The organism is Pseudomonas sp. VA159-2 (genome assembly GCF_024126635.1).
GTDB classification, from domain to species: domain Bacteria; phylum Pseudomonadota; class Gammaproteobacteria; order Pseudomonadales; family Pseudomonadaceae; genus Aquipseudomonas; species Aquipseudomonas muyukensis.
The window spans coordinates 197,470-217,257 of the sequence record NZ_JAMYBV010000007.1; the positions used below are offsets into that span (position 1 = coordinate 197,470).

The window sequence follows — 19,788 nt, forward strand, 5'->3', positions numbered from 1 at the left end:
TGCGAACGTTCAGGCCTCGCAGGGTGCCCCGGGGATCGGCTCATTGACGAGCACGAACCTTGGTTCGCACGCGTTCAGTTCAATGGCCGAGGGCTTTGAGTTGTTCCTGGCGATTGGCCTCATAGGCCTCGCGCGCCATCGGCCGCGCGTGCGGGTTACCCAGGTCTTCCATCGCCAACCGGTGGGTTTCCGGCGCCAGGTAGGCGGCGAAGGCGCACACGCAGGTGATCACCAACGTCAGCCCACCGACCACCAGCGGGATGTTATCCGACCCAGGTGGCGCCACGGTGGCGAACAGCGCCGGCAGCATGGCGGTGACCATGGTGCCGATGTTCTGGGCGATGGCCATGGCCGAGACCCGGTGGCGGGTGTGGAACAGCTCTGGGTAGAAGCTGGGGAATACCGCGTTGTACCCCTGGTAGACCATGCCCCACATGACGATCGAGGCGGCGAACGCCAGCGGCACGTGCTGGATGCTGATCGCGTACAGGTAAGCGAATGCCAGCAGCCCCGAACCCAGGCAGCCGGCGATCATGGTCGGGCGCCGGCCAATCCGGTCGGAGAGGTTGCCGACGAAGGGTATCACCAGCACCGCGACGATATTGCCCACTACCGGGATCCACAGGTACACGCTCTTGTCGAAGCCGATGCCGTAGGCCGGCTGTACCGCGTAGGCGGCGCCGAAGATGGTGGCGACCACCGGGATCACGTTCATCAGGGCCATCAACATCACCAGCAGCATGTGTCGCCAGCTGTGGCGCAAGGCCTCGCTGATCGGTGACTTGACCACCTTGGCCTGTTGCTCTTGCTGGACGAACGCCGGGGTTTCGTGCACCTCCTTGCGGATGATGAAGCCGGCGATCAGCACCACCGCGCTCATCAGGAAGGGAATACGCCAGCCCCATTCGTTGAAGGCTTCGCTGGGCATGAAATAGGCCAACGGCAGGAACACCGCCGCCGCCATCACCTGGCCGGCCTGCACGCCTTGCAGGGTATAACTGGCGTAATAGCCGCGGCGCCCGAACGGGGCATGCTCCATGATCATCGAGCTGGCCCCGGCAATCTCGCCGGCCACGGCGAAGCCCTGGATCAGCCGCAGCACCACCAGCAGCGCCGGGGCCAGCAGGCCGATGTCGTGGTAGGTGGGCAACAGCCCCACGGCCATGGTCGACAGGCCCATCAGGAACATGCACAGCAGCAGCACGTTCTTGCGACCGCGGGTATCGCCCCAGTGGCCGAGCACGAAGGCGCCGACCGGGCGCGCCAGGTAGCCGACGCCGTAGGTGGCCAGCGAGGCGATGATGGCCATCTTCGGGTCGCTGGAGGGAAAGAAGATCTGCGGGAAGATCAGCGCCGCGGCCTGGGCATAGATGAAGAAGTCGTAGTACTCCAGGGCAGAACCGATCCAGCCGCTGGCAGTGGCTTTGCGCGCTTGGGCGCTTGAATGAGCCATGTTGTCTCCGTTGTTCTTGTCAGGGGCCGGTGGGTCAGTGCTGGGGGCACGAACGACGGCTATGGGGAGAAGACCAACGAGGCATTGCGGATCGCAGGGCGAGCAAGGTGTGCATAGGTCGGTACCCGTTTTCTTGAACTTATTATGTGGTGACGTTGGGCGTTGCAGCGCAGGGCCCGCCGAATGACCGGGACTGACCTGCGACTGCTGCTCATGGTTGTGCACGAGGGCCGCGGAAGCAATTCGCCAGACGGGGTTGTGTTCGATAATCGAACGAAAACTAACTGTTCCGTACAAAGTTCGTTGCGACGGCGACTTTACCTGCGAATAATCGATCGTGCCAGGCGCGACGTGGCAGGTCCGGGTCTTTTTCCTGGGCGCGCAGGCTAGCCCGGTGACAAGGCCAACGCGCCACTGGCCCTCCCCAACAACAAGGAACTCCCCCATGCAGCGTTCGATTGCAACCGTGTCCTTGAGTGGCACCCTGCCTGAAAAGCTCGAGGCCATCGCTGCCGCGGGCTTCGATGGCGTCGAGATATTCGAGAACGATCTGCTGTATTACGCCGGCAGCCCCCGCGAGATCCGTCAGCGCTGCGCCGACCTGGGTATCGCCATCACGCTGTTCCAGCCGTTTCGCGACTTCGAAGGCTGCCCGCGCGAGCGACTGCGCAAGCACCTGGACCGCGCCGAGCGCAAGTTCGACCTGATGCACGAGCTGGGCACCGACCTGGTGCTGGTGTGCAGCAATGTGCAGGCCGATGCCCTGGGCGATGAGCAACTGCTGGTCGACGACTTGCGCCTGCTGGCCGAGCACGCCGGCGCACGCGGCTTGCGCATCGGCTATGAGGCCTTGGCCTGGGGCCGTCATGTCAATACCTACCAGCAGGCCTGGAACCTCGTGCGCCAGGCTGACCACCCGGCGCTGGGGGTGATCCTCGACAGCTTCCACACCTTGTCGCTCAAGGGCGACCCAGGGGCCATCGGCGACATCCCCGGCGAGAAGATCTTCTTCGTGCAGATGGCCGATGCGCCGATCCTGGCCATGGATGTGCTGGAGTGGAGCCGGCATTTTCGCTGTTTTCCAGGGCAGGGCGAGTTGGACTTGGCAGGCTTTCTGGCGCCGATCCTGGCCAGCGGCTACCGTGGCCCCTTGTCGCTGGAGATCTTCAACGATGGCTTTCGCGCAGCGCCCCCCCGGCAGACGGCGGCCGACGGCTTGCGCTCCTTGTTGTACCTGGAAGAAAAGACCCGCCTGCACCTGCAGCGCGAGGCGCGCAGCCTGGTGCCGGACGTGCTGTTCGCGCCGCCTGCGGCCAGCCGCTACGAAGGCGTGGAATTCCTTGAGTTCGCGGTCGACGAAGCCGTCGGCGCGCGTCTGCAGGGTTGGCTCAAGCGCCTGGGTTTCGCCACGGCCGGCCACCACCGCAGCAAGGCCGTGAGCCTGTTGCGCCAGGGCGATATCAATATCGTGCTCAATGCCGAGCCTTATTCGTTCGCCCACAACTTCTTCGAGGCCCATGGGCCGTCGCTGTGCGCCACTGCGCTGCGGGTCAGCGATGCCCAGGGGGCGCTGCAACGCGCCACAGCCTATCGGGGCCAGCCGTTCCGTGGCCTGGTGGGCCCCAACGAGCGCGAGATCCCGGCGGTGCGCGCGCCGGATGGCAGCCTGTTGTACCTGGTGCAAGGGGAGGGCGCGGGGCAGGGTATCTACCACAGCGACTTCCACCTGGACGGCGCCGCCCAGGCCAGCGGCGGTCTGCTGCGGATCGACCATATGGCCCTGGCGTTGCCGGCCGAGGCATTGGACAGCTGGGTGCTGTTCTACAAGAGCCTGTTCGACTTCACCGCCGACGATGAAGTGGTACTGCCCGACCCTTACGGCCTGGTCAAGAGCCGGGCGTTGCGCAGCCCCTGCGCCAGCGTGCGCGTGCCGCTGAACATTTCCGAGAACCGCAACACCGCCATTGCCCACGCCTTGTCCAGCTACCGAGGCTCGGGCGTGCACCATGTTGCCTTCGCCTGCGACGACATCTTCGGCGAGGTGGCGCGGGCCAAGGATGCTGGCGTGCCATTGCTGGAGATCCCGCTGAACTACTACGACGACCTGGCGGCGTGCTTCGAGTTCGATGACGAGTTTCTCAGCGAGCTTGCGTACTACAACGTGCTGTACGACCGCGATGCCCAGGGCGGCGAGCTGTTCCATGTGTACACCGAGGCGTTCGAGGGGCGCTTCTTCTTCGAGATACTGCAGCGCAAGGGCGGCTATGCCGGCTATGGCGCGGCCAACGTGGCGGTGCGTTTGGCGGCGATGGCCAAAGCACGCAAGGGCATCGCCTAGACGCTGTTCGCCAGCAAGGCTGGCGCCTGCACCGCAGGGGCCGGCCAACACCGCGCTTCCCTGCATCGCCGTGCTCACGGATAATCGCCCGGATTCCCAAAACGAGCCTGTGAGTCGGTATGAGTGATTCGGTAGCCAAGCCTGAAGTCGAAGGGCTGCGCAAATCGCGCAAGAACAACCCGGAAAAGACCCGCGAGAACATTCTCCAGGCCGCCATCACCGAGTTCGTCCAGCAGGGCCTGGCCGGCGCCCGGGTCGATGCCATCGCCGAGCGCACCGCCACTTCCAAGCGCATGATCTACTACTACTTCGGCAGCAAGGAGCAGCTGTACGTCGAGTGCCTGGTCAAGCTCTACGGCGACATCCGCAAGACCGAGCACAGCCTTGACCTGGAGTCGCTGCCCGCCGAGCAGGCGATCCAGCGGCTGGTGGAATTCACCTTCGACCACCATGACCGCAACGTCGATTTCGTGCGCATCGTCTGCACCGAGAACATTCACTACGGCGAATACGTCAAGCAGTCCCCGGCCATACGCGAGATGAGCAGCCTGGTGCTGCAGGCCTTGGGCCGCACCCTGGCGCGCGGCGTGCAGGAGGGGGTGTTCCGGCCTGGCATCGAGGTCATCGACCTGCACATGCTGATGAGTTCGTTCTGCTTCTACCGGGTGTCCAATCGCCACACCTTTGGCGATATCTTCCAGATCGACCTGGCCGACGAGCAGGTCAAGGACCGCCACAAGCAGATGATCTGCGAGGCGGTGATGCGTTACATCAAGGCCTGAACGCGCCAGCGAGGCTGGCGCCTACGGGGTGAGCCAGGGCGCCTACACGCCGCCACGCTGCAAGTGGGCAAAGTGCGCCTGCATGCGCCCGGCATCGGCTGCCCGACCGCTGAACAGCTCGAACGCCTTGACCGCCTGGAACACCGCCATGCTGCCGCCATCGAGGGTGCGGCAGCCCAGCGCCCTGGCGTGGCGCAGCAGCTCGGTCTGCAACGGGAAGTAGATGATCTCCGCCACCCACAACCCGGCATGCAGCAGGGCCGGCGGCAGTGGCGTGCCTGGCAACTTGGCCATGCCCACCGGCGTGGTGTTGACCAGGCCATCGGCCTCGGCCAGGGCGCCCGCCAGGTCGCTGCCAAGCATGGCCCGGCCGCTGCCGAAGCGTTGGCAAAGGTTATCGACCAAGCCTTGGCCGCGGGCCAGGTCCACCTCGAACACCAGCAGCCGCTCGACCCCTTCGCCCAGTAGCGCATGGGCCACCGCCGCGCCAGCACCGCCCGCGCCCAGTTGCACCACCTGGCGCCTGGCGACATCCGGCAAGCCGCGGCGAAAGCCCTCGGCAAACCCCAGGCAGTCGGTGTTGTGCCCGATCCGCTTGCCATCGCGCAGCACCACGGTATTTACCGCGCCGATGCCGCGGGCCTCGTCCGACAGCTCATCGAGCAGCGCCAGGATCGCCTGCTTGAACGGGAAGGTGATGTTCAGCCCGGTAAAACCGGTGCGTTGCGCCGCCTCGAGCAACTGCGCCAGGGCGCTGTCGGGTAGCCCCAGTTGGTCGGCGTCGATCAGCCGGTACAGGTAGCGCAGGGCCTGGGCGTCGCCTTCGTGCTCGTGCAGCGCTGGCGTGCGCGAGGCCTGGATACCACGGCCGATCAGGCCGGCGAGGATGCCTTGGCTGCTCATGCCGCTTGCTCCTTCAGGGCCTGGCGCAAGTAGCTCAGGGCCATGACGTAGCCCTGGCTGCCGAGGCCGCAGATCACCCCGACGGCGATCCCCGAGACGAACGACAGATGGCGGAACGGCTCGCGCTTGTGCACGTTGGACAGGTGCACTTCGATCACCGGCAGTTCGGCGGCGACCAGGGCGTCGCGGATGGCCACCGAGGTGTGGGTCCAGGCGGCGGGGTTGATGACGATGCCGTGACAGCGGTCACGGGCAGCGTGGATCCAGTCGAGCAGCTCGCCTTCGTGGTTGGTCTGGCGAAACTCCAGCTCAAGGCCCTGGTCGCGGGCGCTGGCGGCGCACAGGCTGGCCAGGTCGGCGAGGCTTTGCTGGCCATATTGGGTGGGTTCGCGGCAGCCCAGCAGGTTCAGGTTGGGGCCGTTGAGCACGAGGATTCGGGGGGGCATGGCGGGCATCGCTTTGTTGTTGTTGGATGCCTTGAATATTTGTACTACCTGGTTAGTTTCGTCAATTGCTGCTGCCATGATTCGGGCGGTAATCGCACATCGTAGGCGGGGTGTTGATGACAGAATTGTAATGTTCATGCCACCGCCCCGATAACCTGCGCTCCTTAAAGTCCCACGCCAAAGCATTCCGCCGCTTGCCGACGAGGACTTCCGCCGTGCCCATCCCCCGCAAGATCGCCTGGCTCTGCCTGCTCCTGGCTGGCCCCGCCAGCGCCCAGAGCCTGAGCCTGGACCAGGCGCTCAGCGCCGCGTTCGCGCAAAACCCCGAACTGGCCGCTGTCGGTCGTGAAATCGGCATTGCCGAGGGCGAGCGCCGCCAAGCCGGGTTATTGCCCAACCCCGAGCTGGCCTGGGAGGTCGAGGACACCCGGCGCAACACCAGCACCACCACCGTGACCCTCAGCCAGGCCCTGGAACTGGGCGGCAAGCGCGGCGCGCGCATCGAGGTCGCCGAGGCCGGTCAGGCCGTGGCCCGGCTTGAGCTGCAGCGCCAGCGCAACGGCCTGCGCGCCGACGTGATCCAGGCCTTCCATGCGGCCCTGCGCGCGCAGACTGCGCTGGAGCTGGCGCAGCAGTCCCAGGCCTTGACCGAGCGCGGGTTGCGGGTAGTGGAAGGGCGGGTGCGGGCTGGCCAGTCTTCGCCGGTGGAAGCGACCCGTGCCCAGGTTCAGTTGGCCCAGGCCCAGGCAGCGGTACGCCGCGCCCAGGCCGAACGCAGCGTCGCCCGGCAAGCCCTGGCACGGCTGACCGGCAGCGCCGAGGTCGGCTTCGACCGCCTCGACAGTGCCAGCCTTTCGCCTGGCCCGGCGCCACGTGCCGAGCTGCTGCTGGCCAAGGTCGAGCAAACCGTCGACTGGCGCCTGGCTGCCGCGCAGGTCGAGCGCGGCGAGGCCGGCCTGGGCTCGGAAAAGGCCCAGCGGATCCCCAACCTCACCGTCAGCCTGGGCAGCCAGTACAGCCGCGAGGACCGCGAGCGGGTCAACGTGGTGGGGTTGTCGATGCCACTGCCGTTGTTCGACCGCAACCAGGGCAACGTGCTGGCGGCTGCGCGGCGCAGCGACCAGGCCCGCGACCTGCGCAACGCCGTCGAGCTGCGCCTGCGCAGCGACACCCGCAGCGCCCTCGAGCAATGGGCCACGGCCATGGGCGAGGTGCAGGCCTACGACCGCACCATCCTGCCGTCGGCGCAGCAGGCGGTGGATACCGCCACCCGTGGCTTCGAGATGGGCAAGTTCGCCTTCCTCGATGTGCTCGATGCGCAGCGCACGCTGATCGAGGCGCGGGGGCTGTACCTGGACGCACTGGCTTCGGCCACCGATGCGCGGGCGCAGGTGGAGCGGATTTACGGCGAGCTCTCGGACGCGCTGTGAAAGGGGGCTGCTACGCAGCCCATCGCGACACAAGGCCGCTCCCACAGGGAACGCGCAGAACTGACGATCGATACCAAAACCTTGTGGGAGCGGCCTTGTGTCGCGATGGGCCGCACAGCGGCCCCGACGAGGTAACGCCCCAGCCTGGAACCAGGAGCAACAATGACCAACCCACGCAAACTCGCCATCCTCGCCGCCGCCATTGCCGCCCTCGGCCTGGGTGGCCTGGCCTGGACCGGCAATCTCGGCCAGGCCTCCAGTGACCAGGCCCAGCACGACGACCACGGCCCTGGCGAAGGCAAGGACGACGGACACGGCCACGGCGCCGCTGCAGAGGAGGGCGAAAACCACGCCGAGGAAGAGGGCAAGCTGCACCTCAGCGCCGAGCAGATCCAGGCCGCCGGCGTGCAGCTGAGCACCGCCGGCCCGCAGACCCTGGGCACCGCCATCAGCTTCCCCGGCGAGATCCGTTTCGACGAAGACCGCACCGCCCATGTGGTGCCCCGGGTGCCAGGCGTGGTCGAGTCGGTCCAGGCCGAACTCGGCCAGGCAGTCAAGCGCGGCCAGGTGCTGGCGGTGATCGCCAGCCAGCAGATCTCCGAACTGCGCAGCGAGCAGCAGGCCGCCCAGCGCCGCCTGGAGCTGGCCCGGCTGACCTTCAGCCGCGAACAGCAACTGTGGCAGGAGCGCATCAGCGCCGAGCAGGACTACCTGCAAGCCCGCCAGGCCTTGCAGGAGGCCGAGATCGCCGCCGCCAACGCCAGGCAGAAGGTGGCCGCCGTGGCCCCGGCCGGCCAGGGCAACCGCTTCGAGTTGCGCGCGCCCTTCGACGCGGTGGTGGTGGAAAAGCACCTGACCGTGGGCGAGGTGGTGGACGAGACCAGCAACGCCTTCACCCTGTCCGACCTGAACCGGGTCTGGGCCACCTTCGCCGTGGCCCCGCGTGACCTGGACAAGATGGTCAGTGGCCGCGGCGTCACCGTCAGCGCCCCGGACCTCGGTGCCCAGGTGCAGGGCAAGGTCAACTATGTCGGCAGCCTGCTCGGCGAGCAGAACCGCGCCGCCACCGTACGCGCCACCCTGAACAACCCCAACGGCGCCTGGCGCCCGGGCCTGTTCGTCAATATCGCGGTCACCGTCGAGCGTTTCGATGCCGCCGTGGTGGTGCCGCAAAGCGCCTTGCAGACATGGGCGGCGCAGACCGTGGTGTTCGCCCGCACCGCCGAGGGCTTCGTGGCCCGTGCGGTCACGCCCGGGCGCCGCGATGGCGACCAGGTGGAGATCCGCGAGGGGCTCGAAGCCGGCACGGTGGTTGCCGCCGCCGGCAGCTTCGTCCTCAAGTCCGAGCTGGGCAAAGGCTCGGCCGAACACAGCCACTGACCGGGGACACCTTTCATGTTCGAACGCCTTATCCAGTTCGCCATCGAGCAGCGCCTGGTGGTGATGCTCGCCGTGCTGCTGATGGCCGCCGTGGGCATCCACAGCTATCAGAAACTGCCCATCGACGCGGTGCCTGACATCACCAACGTGCAGGTGCAGATCAACACCGCCGCGCCCGGCTATTCGCCGCTGGAGACCGAGCAGCGCATCACCTTCGCCATCGAGACCGCCATGGCCGGCTTGCCCGGCCTCAAGCAGACCCGTTCGCTGTCGCGTTCGGGGTTGTCGCAGGTGACGGTAATTTTCGATGACGCCACCGATATCTTCTTCGCCCGCCAGTTGGTCAACGAACGCCTGCAGGTGGCCCGCGAACAGTTGCCCGAGGGCATCGAGGCGGCCATGGGGCCGATCTCCACGGGCCTGGGCGAGATCTTCCTGTGGACGGTCGAGGCCAGGGACGGCGCGCTCAAGGACGATGGCACGGCCTATACCGCCACCGACCTGCGGGTGATCCAGGACTGGATCATCAAGCCGCAGCTGCGCAACGTGCCGGGGGTGGCCGAGGTCAATAGCATCGGCGGCCACGCCAAGCAGTACCTGATCGCCCCGGACCCCAAGCGCCTGGCGGCCTACAAGCTGACTCTCAACGACCTGATCGCGGCGCTCGAGCGCAACAACGCCAACGTCGGTGCCGGCTACATCGAGCGCAACGGCGAGCAGTTGCTGATCCGCGCCCCAGGCCAGGTAGCCTCGGCCGAGGACATTGCCAACATCGTCATTTCCAGCGTCGACGGCGCGCCGATTCGCGTCAGCCACGTGGCTCAGGTCGGCCTGGGCCAGGAGCTGCGCTCCGGCGCCGCCACCGAGAACGGCCGCGAGGTGGTGCTGGGCACGGTGTTCATGCTGATCGGCGAGAACAGCCGCACGGTGTCCCAGGCGGTGGCGGCCAAGCTCGAGGAAATCAACCGCAGCCTGCCCAAGGGCGTGGTGGCGATCACGGTGTACGACCGCACCAACCTGGTCGAGAAGGCCATCGCCACGGTGAAGAAGAACCTCATCGAAGGCGCGATCCTGGTCATCGCCGTCTTGTTCCTGTTCCTGGGCAACATCCGCGCGGCGCTGATCACCGCCATGGTCATTCCGCTGTCGATGCTGTTCACCTTCACCGGCATGTTCGGCAACAAGGTCAGCGCCAACCTGATGAGCCTGGGGGCGCTGGATTTCGGCATCATCGTCGACGGCGCGGTGGTGATCGTCGAGAACGCCATTCGCCGCCTGGCCCATGCCCAGCAGCGCCACGGGCGCATGCTGACCCGCGCCGAGCGCTTCCACGAGGTGTTCGCCGCCGCCCGCGAGGCCCGTCGACCGTTGATCTACGGGCAATTGATCATCATGGTGGTGTACCTGCCGATCTTTGCCCTGACCGGGGTCGAGGGCAAGATGTTCCACCCCATGGCGTTCACCGTGGTGATGGCGCTGCTGGGGGCGATGATCCTCTCGGTGACCTTCGTCCCGGCGGCGATTGCCCTGTTCGTTACCGGCAAGGTCAAGGAAGAGGAGGGCGTGGTCATGCGCACCGCTCGCCGCCGTTACGCGCCGGTGCTGGACTGGGTGCTGGGCCGGCGCAACCTGGCGTTCGCCGCAGCTGCCGCGGTGGTGCTGTTGTCGGGCGTGCTGGCCAGCCGCATGGGCAGCGAGTTCATCCCCAGCCTCAGCGAGGGCGATTTCGCCTTGCAGGCCCTGCGCGTGCCGGGCACCAGCCTGTCGCAGTCGGTGGACATGCAGCAGCGCCTGGAACAGGCCATCATCGCCCAGGTGCCCGAAGTCGAGCGGGTGTTCGCCCGTACCGGCACCGCCGAGATCGCCTCCGACCCGATGCCGCCGAACATCTCCGACGCCTATGTGATGCTCAAGCCGCGCGAGCAGTGGCAGGACCCTGGCAAGCCGCGCGAGGCGCTGATCGCCGAGGTGCAAAAGGCCGCCGCCAGCGTGCCGGGCAGCAACTACGAGCTGTCGCAGCCGATCCAGCTGCGCTTCAACGAGTTGATTTCCGGGGTGCGCAGCGATGTTGCGGTGAAGGTGTTCGGTGATGACATGGCGGTGCTCAACCGCACCGCCGCGCAGATCGCCGCCAGCCTGCAGCAGGTGCCGGGGGCTTCGGAGGTGAAAGTCGAGCAGACCACTGGCCTGCCGGTGCTGACCATCGATATCGACCGGGACAAGGCCGCGCGCCACGGTCTGAACGTGGGCGATGTGCAGGACGCCATCGCCATCGCCGTGGGCGGGCGCAGCGCCGGCACGCTGTATGAGGGCGACCGTCGCTTCGACATGGTGGTGCGCCTGTCCGAAGCGCTGCGCACCGATGTCGATGGGCTGTCCAGCCTGCTGATCCCGGTGCCCGCCAATGCCGCGAGCGGCGCGACGCAGATCGGTTTCATCCGGTTGGCGCAGGTGGCCACGCTGAACCTCGAGCTGGGCCCGAACCAGGTCAGCCGCGAGGATGGCAAGCGCGTGGTGGTGGTCAGCGCCAACGTGCGCGGGCGTGACCTGGGGTCGTTCGTCGAGCAGGCGTCGCAGACCTTGATCGACCAGGTGCAGATCCCACCCGGCTACTGGACCCGCTGGGGTGGCCAGTTCGAGCAGTTGCAGTCGGCTGCCGAGCGCCTGCGGGTGGTGGTGCCGGTGTCACTGCTGCTGGTGATGGCCTTGTTGCTGATGATGTTCAACAATCTCAAGGACGGGGTGCTGGTCTTCACCGGCATTCCCTTCGCCCTCACCGGTGGCGTGCTGGCGTTGTGGCTGCGCGACATCCCGTTGTCGATCTCGGCGGGCGTGGGCTTTATCGCGCTGTCGGGGGTGGCGGTGCTCAATGGCCTGGTGATGATCGCCTTCATTCGCAGCCTGCGCGAAGAGGGGCGCGGCCTGCGCGCCGCGGTCGAGGAGGGCGCGCTGACCCGCTTGCGCCCGGTGCTGATGACTGCGCTGGTGGCATCCCTGGGCTTCATCCCGATGGCCCTGGCCACCGGTACCGGCGCCGAGGTACAGCGGCCGCTGGCGACGGTGGTGATCGGCGGCATCCTGTCGTCGACGGCGCTGACCTTGCTGGTGTTGCCAGCGTTGTACCAATGGGCGCATCGGCGTGACGAGACCGAGCCTGCCTGACCCGGCAACGCTGTAGGCGCCAGCCTTGCTGGCGCCTACAGGCAGGGTGCCCTTGAGTCAGCGCCGGCGCCGCAGCCAGTGATCCAGGCTCAACCTTCCGGCGCCTTTCAACAGCAGCGGCAACAACGCCACCAGGTAGATCAACGGCAGCTTGAAGTTGCCATACCCCTGGTCGGTGATCGCATAGCCGCGGCCCAGTTCCGCCAGGCTCGACCATTGGCTTGGCCAGTGCACCGCGGCAATCGCCACCATCGTCACCACCATCAGCACCGCCGACGCCAGTCGGGTCCCCAGCCCCAGCAGCAAGAGCAGCGGGCAGATCAACTCGGCCCACATCGACAGTTGCCAGTTCAATCCGGCCGGCAGCAGGTCGAAAGGGAATGGAAAACTGCCTTGCAGGTCGGCGAACCAGTTGTTGCCGTTGAACTTCTCAAGGCCCGATTCGAAGAACTCCCAGGCCAGGAACAGCCGTAGTGGCAGGTCGGCGCCCCAGTTGCCGGCACGCTCGAGGGCGCTGAAAGGGCGGGTAAGGGTTTGCGTCAGCATGTCGAGGCTCCTTGCATTGAGTCAGTGGGACAACGAGGGGGCGGCGCGGCGCAGGCGCTGGGCTTGCTTGGCGATCAGCTTGAGGGCGATGGCGGCGAACATCAGGGCGAAGGCCAGGGGATACCAACCGCCCAGGGGAATGCGCTTGTAGAACGACAGGCAGAACACCGCGGCCAGCACCCAGGTGCCGGTGCTGTGCAGGCGCTTCCACAGGCGTGGCCCGAGCAGGCGCATGGGCGCCTTGAACGAGGTCAGGGTCAGCAGCAGGATGAACAGATAGCCTAGCGATCCGGGGATGTTCGCCACGGCGGTGCGACCTGCCCAGAACAGCTCGGGGTAGCGTTGCGCGTACAGGTAGATCAGTGCCCCATGCACGCTGTGCGAGAAGGCGAAGGCCAGGCCGATGTAGCGCCGCTCACGCAGCAGTTGGCGGCTGGCCGCGCCCGGCAGCAGGGTGACCAGCGCCGAGGCGAGGAAGGCCGCCAGGAACAAGGCGAAGGAACTGCGCGCGGTGGCGCGGATGGCACTGCGCAGGCCTTCGACGCCAAGCGGTTGGCTGAGCAGCACTGCGCCAGTCATCAGCAGGGTGAGGGCGGCAAGGGCAGTGAACAGCTTCCAGCCGGAGGGCAGGGCTTTCATGGGTAATTTTCCCGGAGCAGGCGGCGAGGGCGGGCTGCCTTCGCGCTATGGTGGCCGGGAGTGTGCGGTGGCGGGGTATCTGCAGTGTGTCGCGCTACAGGGGGTTCTGTATCACTGTGTAGGCGCCGGCTTGCCGGCGAACACCGGCGCAGCCGGTGCCATCCACCGCGGCGCCGGGTTTGCCAGCAAGACTGGCGCTTGCGGGAGGTTGGTGCGGGTGCGGGCGCTCACTTAGCGCTGGCTGGCCAGGCGTTGCTGGGCGGCGGCGCAGCCGTTGATCTCCACCGCCTTTTGCAGGAAACCCTGGCGTTGCTGGGGGTCGAGCTCGCCAAGCAAGCGGTAGATTTCCGCTTGATAGTCGCGTTGGCGCCCCCACTGCATCTGCAACCCCTGCGGTCGGGAGCGGCTGCAGGCCAGGCGCGTCGCCGGTTGTGGGTAGTAGGGGGCATACAAGGTGGCCATGCTGGGGACCGCTTCCAACGCCTCGCGGTAGGCCGGGCTGGCATTGTAGGGGGTACACCACCGGGCGATGGCCAGGGCTGGCGGCGCGAAGCCCTGCTTGAGGCTGGCCTCCAGCAAGGGGCAAGCAGCATCGGCGATCTGCCCGGCAGGCAGGTAGGTGGTGTAGTACAGCGCCAGGCGATACTGGGCTACCGGATGGCCAAGGGCGACCGAACGCTTGAGCAGCGCCACGGCCGACGGCAGGGTATGCGCCATGGCCTGGCCCTGGCGGCTCAGCTCCGGATCCCTGGCCGAGGCGCGCAGCGGGCTGGCACTGTTCTCCTGGCTGTCGGCCAGTTCCAGCAACGGCAGGGCCTGGCGATACAGCAGGTCGGCATGGGGATCGATGTTTACCTCCAGCGCCTGCACGCCAAAGGCCGCCAGCAACAGGGGCAAGAGGGTGGCACGGCTTGCGCGCATGGCCAACAGCTGGGGGACGACAGGGTAAGTCATGGCAGGTACGCGTGTGCCTCAGGCGGATCAGGAGCGACGACGGCGTATTCTAGCCAGCCAGCGTGCTTCGCCGAAAGCCCGGCATGTCGCCATCAGGCCGGCTTGATCGGTGAAACCTTGCGCAGGGCGTGGTTTTCCTGGGCCAGGCCGAGCTTGGCGGTGATGACTTTGGCCAAGGCATTGTTGCCCAGGTCATTGAAGTGCAGGCGGTCGACGAACAAGTCCTGGGCGAAGGCCGGCGAACTGCCGAGCATGCAGTTCATGTCGTAGCAGGGGATGGGCTCGGCCTGGCTCTTGATACGACGGAAAAAGGCCATGCGCAGTTGGTTGTCGAAAGCGCTGCCGATCAGGCGGTCGAAGTTCGACGGGTGGCGCTCGAGCGCGGCCAGCATGGCCTGCTCGCCGCCCGGCAGGGTTTCCCGGCACCAGGGCAGCAATGGCTGGAGGATGAAGGTGAGGGTGGTATGGCCGTCGGCCAGCAAGCGGTCCCATTGCCGCAAGGTGCGGCCGATGCTGTCGGCGGCGCGGACCAGGCGTTTATCCGGGCTCGACAGCGGTTCGATGTCTGGCCATGGCGGCAAGCGGCGTGGAGCCAAGGCCTGGCCCAGGCGTTGCCAGAGCGATTCGCGGCGTGGTGGGTCAGTCGCCGGCACGCCTTCGTTGAAGCGGTTGAGGAAGTCCTGGTAGGCCTGCGCCCTGTGCGGGTCCTGGCTGCCAGCCAGCACTTCGCCGAGGGTCTCCTGGGCCAGGGTATTCAGGCCGCTGAGCAGCACGACATGACCGATTTGGCCAAAGCGGTGCTGGTGAGTGAGGAACAACAGCAGCTCCTGGGTCGCGTTGAGCCCGCAACCGGCCAGGCTCAGCCAGACCTCGCCGGTCAGCTGCGACAGGTATGAGGCCACCGTGTGTTGGTCGGAACTGGCGCCGATGCCCATGGCCGTGGAACCGCCCACCAGCACATTGACCCGCGCCGCGCCACCGCGCTCGGCCACCGAGAAGCGCTTGCCGGCGCAGTAGCTGTAGCGCAGCCCCAGGGCATCGGTGTTGATGGTGCCGGAGCGGTAGCCGCGCTCGTGTAGGTAGAGCATCTGCGGCGCCCGCCGGCTGCCCCGTTGCAGAAAGTGCTGGTAGTCCTGGGGCAGTGGGCTGCCTGGCGGGGTGTCGTCGATCGGGGTCACGGGCGCTCCTTGGACGGTGCTCGGCTCAGGCCGCCAGCGCCTTGAGGTTGTAAGCCAGGCCAACGCCTGCGATCAGCAGCAGCGCCACGCCGGAGGCCAGGCTGATGACACGGTTGCTGCGCGGCGAGGCGAGCTTGCCGATGGCGAAGATGTACAGGCTGAGCACGGCGAAGTCGATGGCGATCCACAGCAACGACAGCACCAGCATGCTTTTACCGAACGATTCGGTGATCTGGATGAACTGCGGGAAAAAGGAAATGAAGAAGATGATGTCCTTGGGGTTGGAAATACCCACCATGAAGCCCTGCAGCATGCCGCCACGCCCCGGCTGCGCCACCGGCGTATCCGCTGCGGGGCTGTCGGCCGCGGGTTGCATGGCTTCGCGCAGGGTGCCCAGGGCGATGTAGCCGATGAACAGGCAGCCCAGCAGGCTCATGCCATTGAGCCAGGTCTTGTCGATGGCCGCGCTGGTCATGATGATCCAGGCCGCGGCGCCGATCAGCACCAGTGACGCCCAGTTGGTGCCCACGGCGGTGAACAGCGCCTTGCGCGAGCCCGAGGCGGCGGCGGTATTGACGATCAGTGCCACCACCGGGCCAGGGGTGGCGATCAGCAGCAGGACGGTGAGGGCGTAGGTGGCGGTCAGTGCGGTATTCACGTTCAGTTCTCGATCAGGGGGGCAGCAGTTGCGGTATGGAACGGGCAGCGCGCCGGGTTCAGCGAGCCGGGCTCCTGCAGTTGGTATTGGCGCCACTCGAAGTTGTCGTCCTGGCCGAAGAAACCAAGGGAGTCTGGCATAACGCCGTCGTTGTAGTGGTGCACCCGGTCGCGAATGCGCGCGCGGATGCGCTGGCCGCTTTCGGTACCCGCGCTGGCCACTTCGTCGAAGCTTTCCCGGGGGTTGATGACGAAGGTGATGTGCCGGCCCAGGTTGCGGCTTTTCATCAGCTGGTGGCCGGGGAAGCTCATGTTGACGAACAGCGGCATGCCGGCGAAACAGAACGCCCAGCGGGGGTCGTGGGGGTCTTGCGGCACCTCGGCTGGCCAGGGTTGCGGGTCGCGGGCGTGAACCTGGTGCAACACCTCCCAGGCCAGGCCCTGCTGGGCGGCGAGCGTGGTGGCCGGGTCGGTTTGCAGAAACACCAGCAGCGGGTGACCGATGCGCTGCTTGAGCGGGAGCGGTTCGACGGTGCGGATGTAGTCGGCCAGGCCCCGGGCGATATCGTCGGCCAAGCGCTCGGCACGGGCGAAAATCACATGGCAGGTGCGCGCGGTGACCGCCTTGCGCCCGAACAGGCAAGGGAAGTCGGGGTTGGCCAGGGTCTGCTTGAAGTGTTCTATGGTCTTGTGCGTCCAGTGGTGCCGGTTGTGCACATGTTCATCGGCCAGCTCTAGCGCATCCAGGCGGTAGCAGTTTCCATACCCTGTAAACATGATTTCCCCAGGTCTATCGATGTGACCACGTCAAGGTGATTTTTCCGTCATATCCATGCGGGTTGGCTATATAAAATTGTTATTTAGCTGCATTTTCCGTGAGGGTAGCTGCGTTGTAAAACGCCTGGAACTATGACCTACTATGAGCCTTGCTAATGCTCTGGAAGGCGCTCATGTCAGAACGGATTCAAGCCTTGCATGCCCTGCGGGCCTTCGAAGTGGCCTCGCGCTACGGCTCTTTCACCCGCGCCGCCCAGGAACTGGCCCTGACCCAGGGCGCGGTCAGCCATCACATCAAGACCCTCGAGGCGTTGTTCGGTTGCGACCTGTTCGAGCGCCGCGGCCCCAAGTTGCGCCTGACCGAGCACGGCCGGCTGCTGGCCCAGGAGCTCAAAGTCGGCTTCAAGATCATCGAGAACGCCTGCGCGCTGTTGCGCCAGGACCGTTACGGCATCCGCCTCAAGGCGCCGTCGACGCTCACCGTGCGCTGGCTGCTGCGGGCGCTGGACGGGTTCAAGAAGGCCGACAACAGCTGCGCGGTGCAGCTGTCCAGCGTGTGGATGGACATCGACGCGGTGGATTTCTATTCCGAGCCCTACGACTGCGCCATCCTCCTGGGCAACGGCCGTTTCCCGGCCGAGGTCGAGAGCCTCAAGCTGTTCGACGAGTGGCTGATCCCCGTGTGCCACCCCGGCTACCTTGGCAACCCCGCGCCGCCGCTGTCGGTGCTCGACGATTGCGAGCTGCTGCACCCCTCGCCGGACCGGCGTGATTGGCGGCGCTGGCTGGCGCGCCTGGACGCCCTGGAGATCGGCATCGACCAGGGCCAGGTGTTCGACACCCTCGACCAGGGCATCTCGGCGGCCCAGCAAGGCCTGGGCATTTCGGTGGTCGACCTGGTGCTGGCCAGCGCCGACCTGGCGGCGGGCAACCTGGTCACGCCATTCCCCCAGGCGGTGGCCACCGGCGACGGCTACTACATGACCTGGCTCAAGGCCAGCCCCAAGGCCCACCAGATGCACAAGCTGCGGGATTATCTGGTGGCGCAGGTGCCGGCGTTGGCGCACAAGGACATCAGTTATCTGTATGGGTGATACTGCTTCGTAGTGACGGCTATCGGCTCTAGGCCGTAGTGTCTAATGCTATACCGTGCGTTGCTTGATCTTGCCGGGCGTTTGGTGCGTACAACGTCTGCTCTTCCCGTACTCACAACGGTTCACCTGTTAACTTTACTAGTTTCTGATCCCCCTTTTCGGCGTGACAATAGCGTTGAATCGGCATTGGGCTGAATGCGATGAGAGGGTACGAATATGGCTCGTGAAACGAAGTCTGTTACAGCATCCGATGAAGGGAGTGTACGTGGGGTTTGGCAAGTGGATGATGATTTTCCTTTCGAAATTACTTATGAGGAGCTGGCGACGAGCAATGGCTCATTTTGGCGTAGCGAAATACAGTTAAAAAGTGGACAGATCGCTTCGGTAACTACTATACCCAGGGGGGATCAGAAATATGTTAATTACCAGGTTGTGGATACTTATGAGGCTTGGGGAGTATGTAGGTTTTACGAGTTTGGGCCTGCGAGAAGTATTGCCAATCCGTCACATCAAGTACCTGGGCCGCTCAATATTAAGAAAGATGTGCTGACGTTGAGCTCTCATTTGATGTGTGAGGCTGATGATAGAGAAGTGCTTATTTCCCCAATGGATATGGTGATCGTTGAAAAAAACTCTAAAAGCCGCTATGAGGAAATAGTTGGGGCGTACTCCGGGGTGTCAGTAAAAAGTATTTTGGATGATCATGATCATCCAGCCCATAAGGCGCTTTCCTCTCTGTCGGGGTTATACAATCTTAGGGCTGAGTTTTTATATGAGGTGGAGTATCTGGAAAATGGTGGTTTGTATATTAGTATGAAGGTTGTTTTCAGCTCTTCCGACAAAAAAGCTGTCTATTCTGTGGCCGAGAATAGACAGGGTGATGGGTTGTCTGCCACTTAATTGTAGAAGAAGGTTTCATGAACAGTCTCCAGGCAGTGATCAGGCGAGGTGAATGTCGGCAAGGAATGACTAAGGGCAAGCTTCTGCCACCGCGCAGGCTAAGTGCCGAGCTACCGCTCCAAGCGCCTGCAACTCTACCGCCGCGCCTGATCACGGCCGTTTTTCAGCAATAGCTGCTCCACCATGAAGTCGATGAACACCCGCAACTTCGGCGGCATCTGCCCGCCCGAGGGCCACAGCAGGTAAAAACTGCCGCGCCGCTCCATGAACCCTTCGAGCACGCTCACCAGCCTGCCGGCCGCCAGCTCCTTGTGCACGCTGAAGTCCGGCAGGCAGGTGATGCCGCGATCATTGAGGGCGAAGCAGATGCGTGTTTCGACATGGTTGCAGACCATGGCGATGGGAATGGCGTAGTCCTGCTCGGGGTGCTCCCGGCGCAGCGGCCAGACTTCCAGCTTGCCGGTGCTGGGAAAGCGGTAGTGCAGGCAGCGGTGCCCGGCCAGATCGCGCGGGTGCTGCGGTATGCCGTGTGCGGCAAGGTAGGCCGGGGAGGCGACCAGGCGGTGCTGGAAGTGCCCGAGAAACTTGGCGTTCAGGCGCGAATCCAGCGGCTGGCCACCGCGCATCACCACATCGAAGCCTTCGCCGACGATATCCACCATGCGGTCGCTGAAGTCCAGGTCCAGCTCGATGTCCGGGTAGCGCGCCATGAATTCGGCCAGCGCCGGCATCACCAGCCCGGTGACCTGCGGCAGGCTGACCCGCAAGCGCCCGCGTGGGGTGCTGCTGGCCTGGGACAGCGCCTGCTCGGTGGCTTCGATCTCGGCCAGGATGCGCTGGCTGCGCTCGAGAAACAACGCGCCTTCGGCGGTCAGGGTAATGCTGCGGGTGCTGCGATGGAACAGGCGCACCCCCAGGCGTTGCTCCAGGCGCGCCACGCGCTTGCCCACCGCCGAGGCGCTGATCCCCAGGGACTGGCCGGCGGCGACGAAACTGCCGGCTTCGGCGATTCGGTTGAACACCACGAAGCCGCTGAGGCTGTCCATATCTCGCTCCTATTGCGGACATTAGTGTCCGGTATGAATGGCATTCTAACCGTCTTTTTCCGTAATGCCCCGTTGTCACAAGATACCGGCCTTGATCGACAGT

At 65.4% G+C, this 19,788-nt stretch carries 17 protein-coding genes; 7 read left to right on the plus strand and 10 right to left on the minus strand.

Annotated features, from left to right (window positions below; translation table 11 throughout):
- Window positions 1–79: 79 nt before the first annotated feature.
- Window positions 80–1,453, minus strand: a complete 1,374-nt coding sequence (locus NJG22_RS09520; protein ID WP_253094019.1) for an MFS transporter — start codon at window positions 1,451–1,453, stop codon at window positions 80–82.
- Between the two features lie 445 nt (window positions 1,454–1,898).
- Between NJG22_RS09520 and quiC the strand changes: the two genes are divergently transcribed.
- Both quiC and NJG22_RS09530 read left to right on the plus strand, forming a co-directional pair.
- Entirely contained in the window at window positions 1,899–3,791 is a 1,893-nt protein-coding gene (gene quiC, locus NJG22_RS09525) for a 3-dehydroshikimate dehydratase QuiC (RefSeq protein ID WP_253094021.1), read from the plus strand.
- A gap of 119 nt (window positions 3,792–3,910) precedes the next feature.
- Window positions 3,911–4,573, plus strand: a complete 663-nt coding sequence (locus NJG22_RS09530) for a TetR/AcrR family transcriptional regulator (protein ID WP_253094023.1) — start codon at window positions 3,911–3,913, stop codon at window positions 4,571–4,573.
- A gap of 42 nt (window positions 4,574–4,615) precedes the next feature.
- Here NJG22_RS09530 and NJG22_RS09535 read toward each other — a convergent pair whose 3' ends face one another.
- Together NJG22_RS09535 and aroQ are read right to left on the minus strand one after the other, a co-directional pair.
- Window positions 4,616–5,476, minus strand: coding sequence for a shikimate dehydrogenase (locus tag NJG22_RS09535; RefSeq protein ID WP_253094025.1), 861 nt, complete (start codon window positions 5,474–5,476; stop codon window positions 4,616–4,618).
- Window positions 5,473–5,922 (minus strand): type II 3-dehydroquinate dehydratase, encoded by a 450-nt coding sequence (gene aroQ, locus NJG22_RS09540; protein ID WP_253094027.1) that lies wholly within the window; start codon window positions 5,920–5,922, stop codon window positions 5,473–5,475. Before aroQ ends, NJG22_RS09535 begins: the two co-directional genes overlap by 4 nt.
- A gap of 215 nt (window positions 5,923–6,137) precedes the next feature.
- On the opposite strand from aroQ, the gene NJG22_RS09545 reads away from it, so the two are divergent.
- The 3 genes from NJG22_RS09545 (at window position 6,138) to NJG22_RS09555 (ending at window position 11,894) form a co-directional block, all read left to right on the plus strand.
- Window positions 6,138–7,352: a TolC family protein gene (locus NJG22_RS09545; protein ID WP_253094029.1), complete on the plus strand. Its 1,215-nt coding sequence runs from the start codon at window positions 6,138–6,140 to the stop codon at window positions 7,350–7,352.
- 162 nt (window positions 7,353–7,514) lie between these two features.
- A complete protein-coding gene (locus NJG22_RS09550; protein ID WP_253094032.1) occupies window positions 7,515–8,732 on the plus strand; it encodes an efflux RND transporter periplasmic adaptor subunit in 1,218 nt (405 codons plus the stop codon).
- Between the two features lie 15 nt (window positions 8,733–8,747).
- On the plus strand, window positions 8,748–11,894 hold the full coding sequence (locus tag NJG22_RS09555) for a CusA/CzcA family heavy metal efflux RND transporter (protein ID WP_253094033.1): 3,147 nt from the start codon (window positions 8,748–8,750) through the stop codon (window positions 11,892–11,894).
- Between the two features lie 57 nt (window positions 11,895–11,951).
- On the opposite strand, the gene NJG22_RS09560 is transcribed toward NJG22_RS09555, so the two are convergent.
- The 6 genes from NJG22_RS09560 to NJG22_RS09585 all read right to left on the minus strand — a co-directional run bounded on the left by NJG22_RS09560 (window position 11,952) and on the right by NJG22_RS09585 (window position 16,645).
- The gene (locus NJG22_RS09560; RefSeq protein ID WP_253094035.1) at window positions 11,952–12,440 is read right to left on the minus strand and encodes a DoxX family protein; all 489 of its coding nucleotides are present in this window, start codon (window positions 12,438–12,440) and stop codon (window positions 11,952–11,954) included.
- Between the two features lie 21 nt (window positions 12,441–12,461).
- A complete protein-coding gene (locus tag NJG22_RS09565) occupies window positions 12,462–13,079 on the minus strand; it encodes a ferric reductase-like transmembrane domain-containing protein (protein WP_253094038.1) in 618 nt (205 codons plus the stop codon).
- A 231-nt stretch (window positions 13,080–13,310) separates the two neighbouring features.
- The gene (locus NJG22_RS09570; protein ID WP_253094103.1) at window positions 13,311–14,000 is read right to left on the minus strand and encodes a sel1 repeat family protein; all 690 of its coding nucleotides are present in this window, start codon (window positions 13,998–14,000) and stop codon (window positions 13,311–13,313) included.
- Window positions 14,001–14,125: 125 nt separating this feature from the next.
- Window positions 14,126–15,211: a hypothetical protein gene (locus NJG22_RS09575; RefSeq protein ID WP_253094040.1), complete on the minus strand. Its 1,086-nt coding sequence runs from the start codon at window positions 15,209–15,211 to the stop codon at window positions 14,126–14,128.
- A gap of 25 nt (window positions 15,212–15,236) precedes the next feature.
- Window positions 15,237–15,869: a LysE family translocator gene (locus tag NJG22_RS09580; RefSeq protein WP_253094041.1), complete on the minus strand. Its 633-nt coding sequence runs from the start codon at window positions 15,867–15,869 to the stop codon at window positions 15,237–15,239.
- Between the two features lie 2 nt (window positions 15,870–15,871).
- Entirely contained in the window at window positions 15,872–16,645 is a 774-nt protein-coding gene (locus tag NJG22_RS09585) for a YqcI/YcgG family protein (RefSeq protein ID WP_253094043.1), read from the minus strand.
- 173 nt (window positions 16,646–16,818) lie between these two features.
- Between NJG22_RS09585 and NJG22_RS09590 the strand changes: the two genes are divergently transcribed.
- A complete protein-coding gene (locus tag NJG22_RS09590) occupies window positions 16,819–17,739 on the plus strand; it encodes a LysR substrate-binding domain-containing protein (protein ID WP_217847774.1) in 921 nt (306 codons plus the stop codon).
- A 216-nt stretch (window positions 17,740–17,955) separates the two neighbouring features.
- Window positions 17,956–18,639 (plus strand): hypothetical protein, encoded by a 684-nt coding sequence (locus tag NJG22_RS09595; protein WP_253094046.1) that lies wholly within the window; start codon window positions 17,956–17,958, stop codon window positions 18,637–18,639.
- Between the two features lie 134 nt (window positions 18,640–18,773).
- Here NJG22_RS09595 and NJG22_RS09600 read toward each other — a convergent pair whose 3' ends face one another.
- The gene (locus NJG22_RS09600) at window positions 18,774–19,685 is read right to left on the minus strand and encodes a LysR substrate-binding domain-containing protein (RefSeq protein WP_253094047.1); all 912 of its coding nucleotides are present in this window, start codon (window positions 19,683–19,685) and stop codon (window positions 18,774–18,776) included.
- Window positions 19,686–19,788 lie beyond the last annotated feature (103 nt).

Excerpts from the sequence above, each read along its gene's own strand:
- NJG22_RS09520 (WP_253094019.1), bottom strand. The coding sequence starts at position 1,453 with ATGGCTCATTCAAGCGCCCAAGCGCGCAAAGCCACTGCCAGCGGCTGG.
- quiC (WP_253094021.1), top strand. The coding sequence starts at position 1,899 with ATGCAGCGTTCGATTGCAACCGTGTCCTTGAGTGGCACCCTGCCTGAA.
- NJG22_RS09530 (WP_253094023.1), top strand. The coding sequence starts at position 3,911 with ATGAGTGATTCGGTAGCCAAGCCTGAAGTCGAAGGGCTGCGCAAATCG.
- NJG22_RS09535 (WP_253094025.1), bottom strand. The coding sequence starts at position 5,476 with ATGAGCAGCCAAGGCATCCTCGCCGGCCTGATCGGCCGTGGTATCCAG.
- aroQ (WP_253094027.1), bottom strand. The coding sequence starts at position 5,922 with ATGCCCCCCCGAATCCTCGTGCTCAACGGCCCCAACCTGAACCTGCTG.
- NJG22_RS09550 (WP_253094032.1), top strand. The coding sequence starts at position 7,515 with ATGACCAACCCACGCAAACTCGCCATCCTCGCCGCCGCCATTGCCGCC.
- NJG22_RS09555 (WP_253094033.1), top strand. The coding sequence starts at position 8,748 with ATGTTCGAACGCCTTATCCAGTTCGCCATCGAGCAGCGCCTGGTGGTG.
- NJG22_RS09560 (WP_253094035.1), bottom strand. The coding sequence starts at position 12,440 with ATGCTGACGCAAACCCTTACCCGCCCTTTCAGCGCCCTCGAGCGTGCC.
- NJG22_RS09565 (WP_253094038.1), bottom strand. The coding sequence starts at position 13,079 with ATGAAAGCCCTGCCCTCCGGCTGGAAGCTGTTCACTGCCCTTGCCGCC.
- NJG22_RS09570 (WP_253094103.1), bottom strand. The coding sequence starts at position 14,000 with ATGCGCGCAAGCCGTGCCACCCTCTTGCCCCTGTTGCTGGCGGCCTTT.
- NJG22_RS09585 (WP_253094043.1), bottom strand. The coding sequence starts at position 16,645 with ATGTTTACAGGGTATGGAAACTGCTACCGCCTGGATGCGCTAGAGCTG.
- NJG22_RS09590 (WP_217847774.1), top strand. The coding sequence starts at position 16,819 with ATGTCAGAACGGATTCAAGCCTTGCATGCCCTGCGGGCCTTCGAAGTG.
- NJG22_RS09595 (WP_253094046.1), top strand. The coding sequence starts at position 17,956 with ATGGCTCGTGAAACGAAGTCTGTTACAGCATCCGATGAAGGGAGTGTA.
- NJG22_RS09600 (WP_253094047.1), bottom strand. The coding sequence starts at position 19,685 with ATGGACAGCCTCAGCGGCTTCGTGGTGTTCAACCGAATCGCCGAAGCC.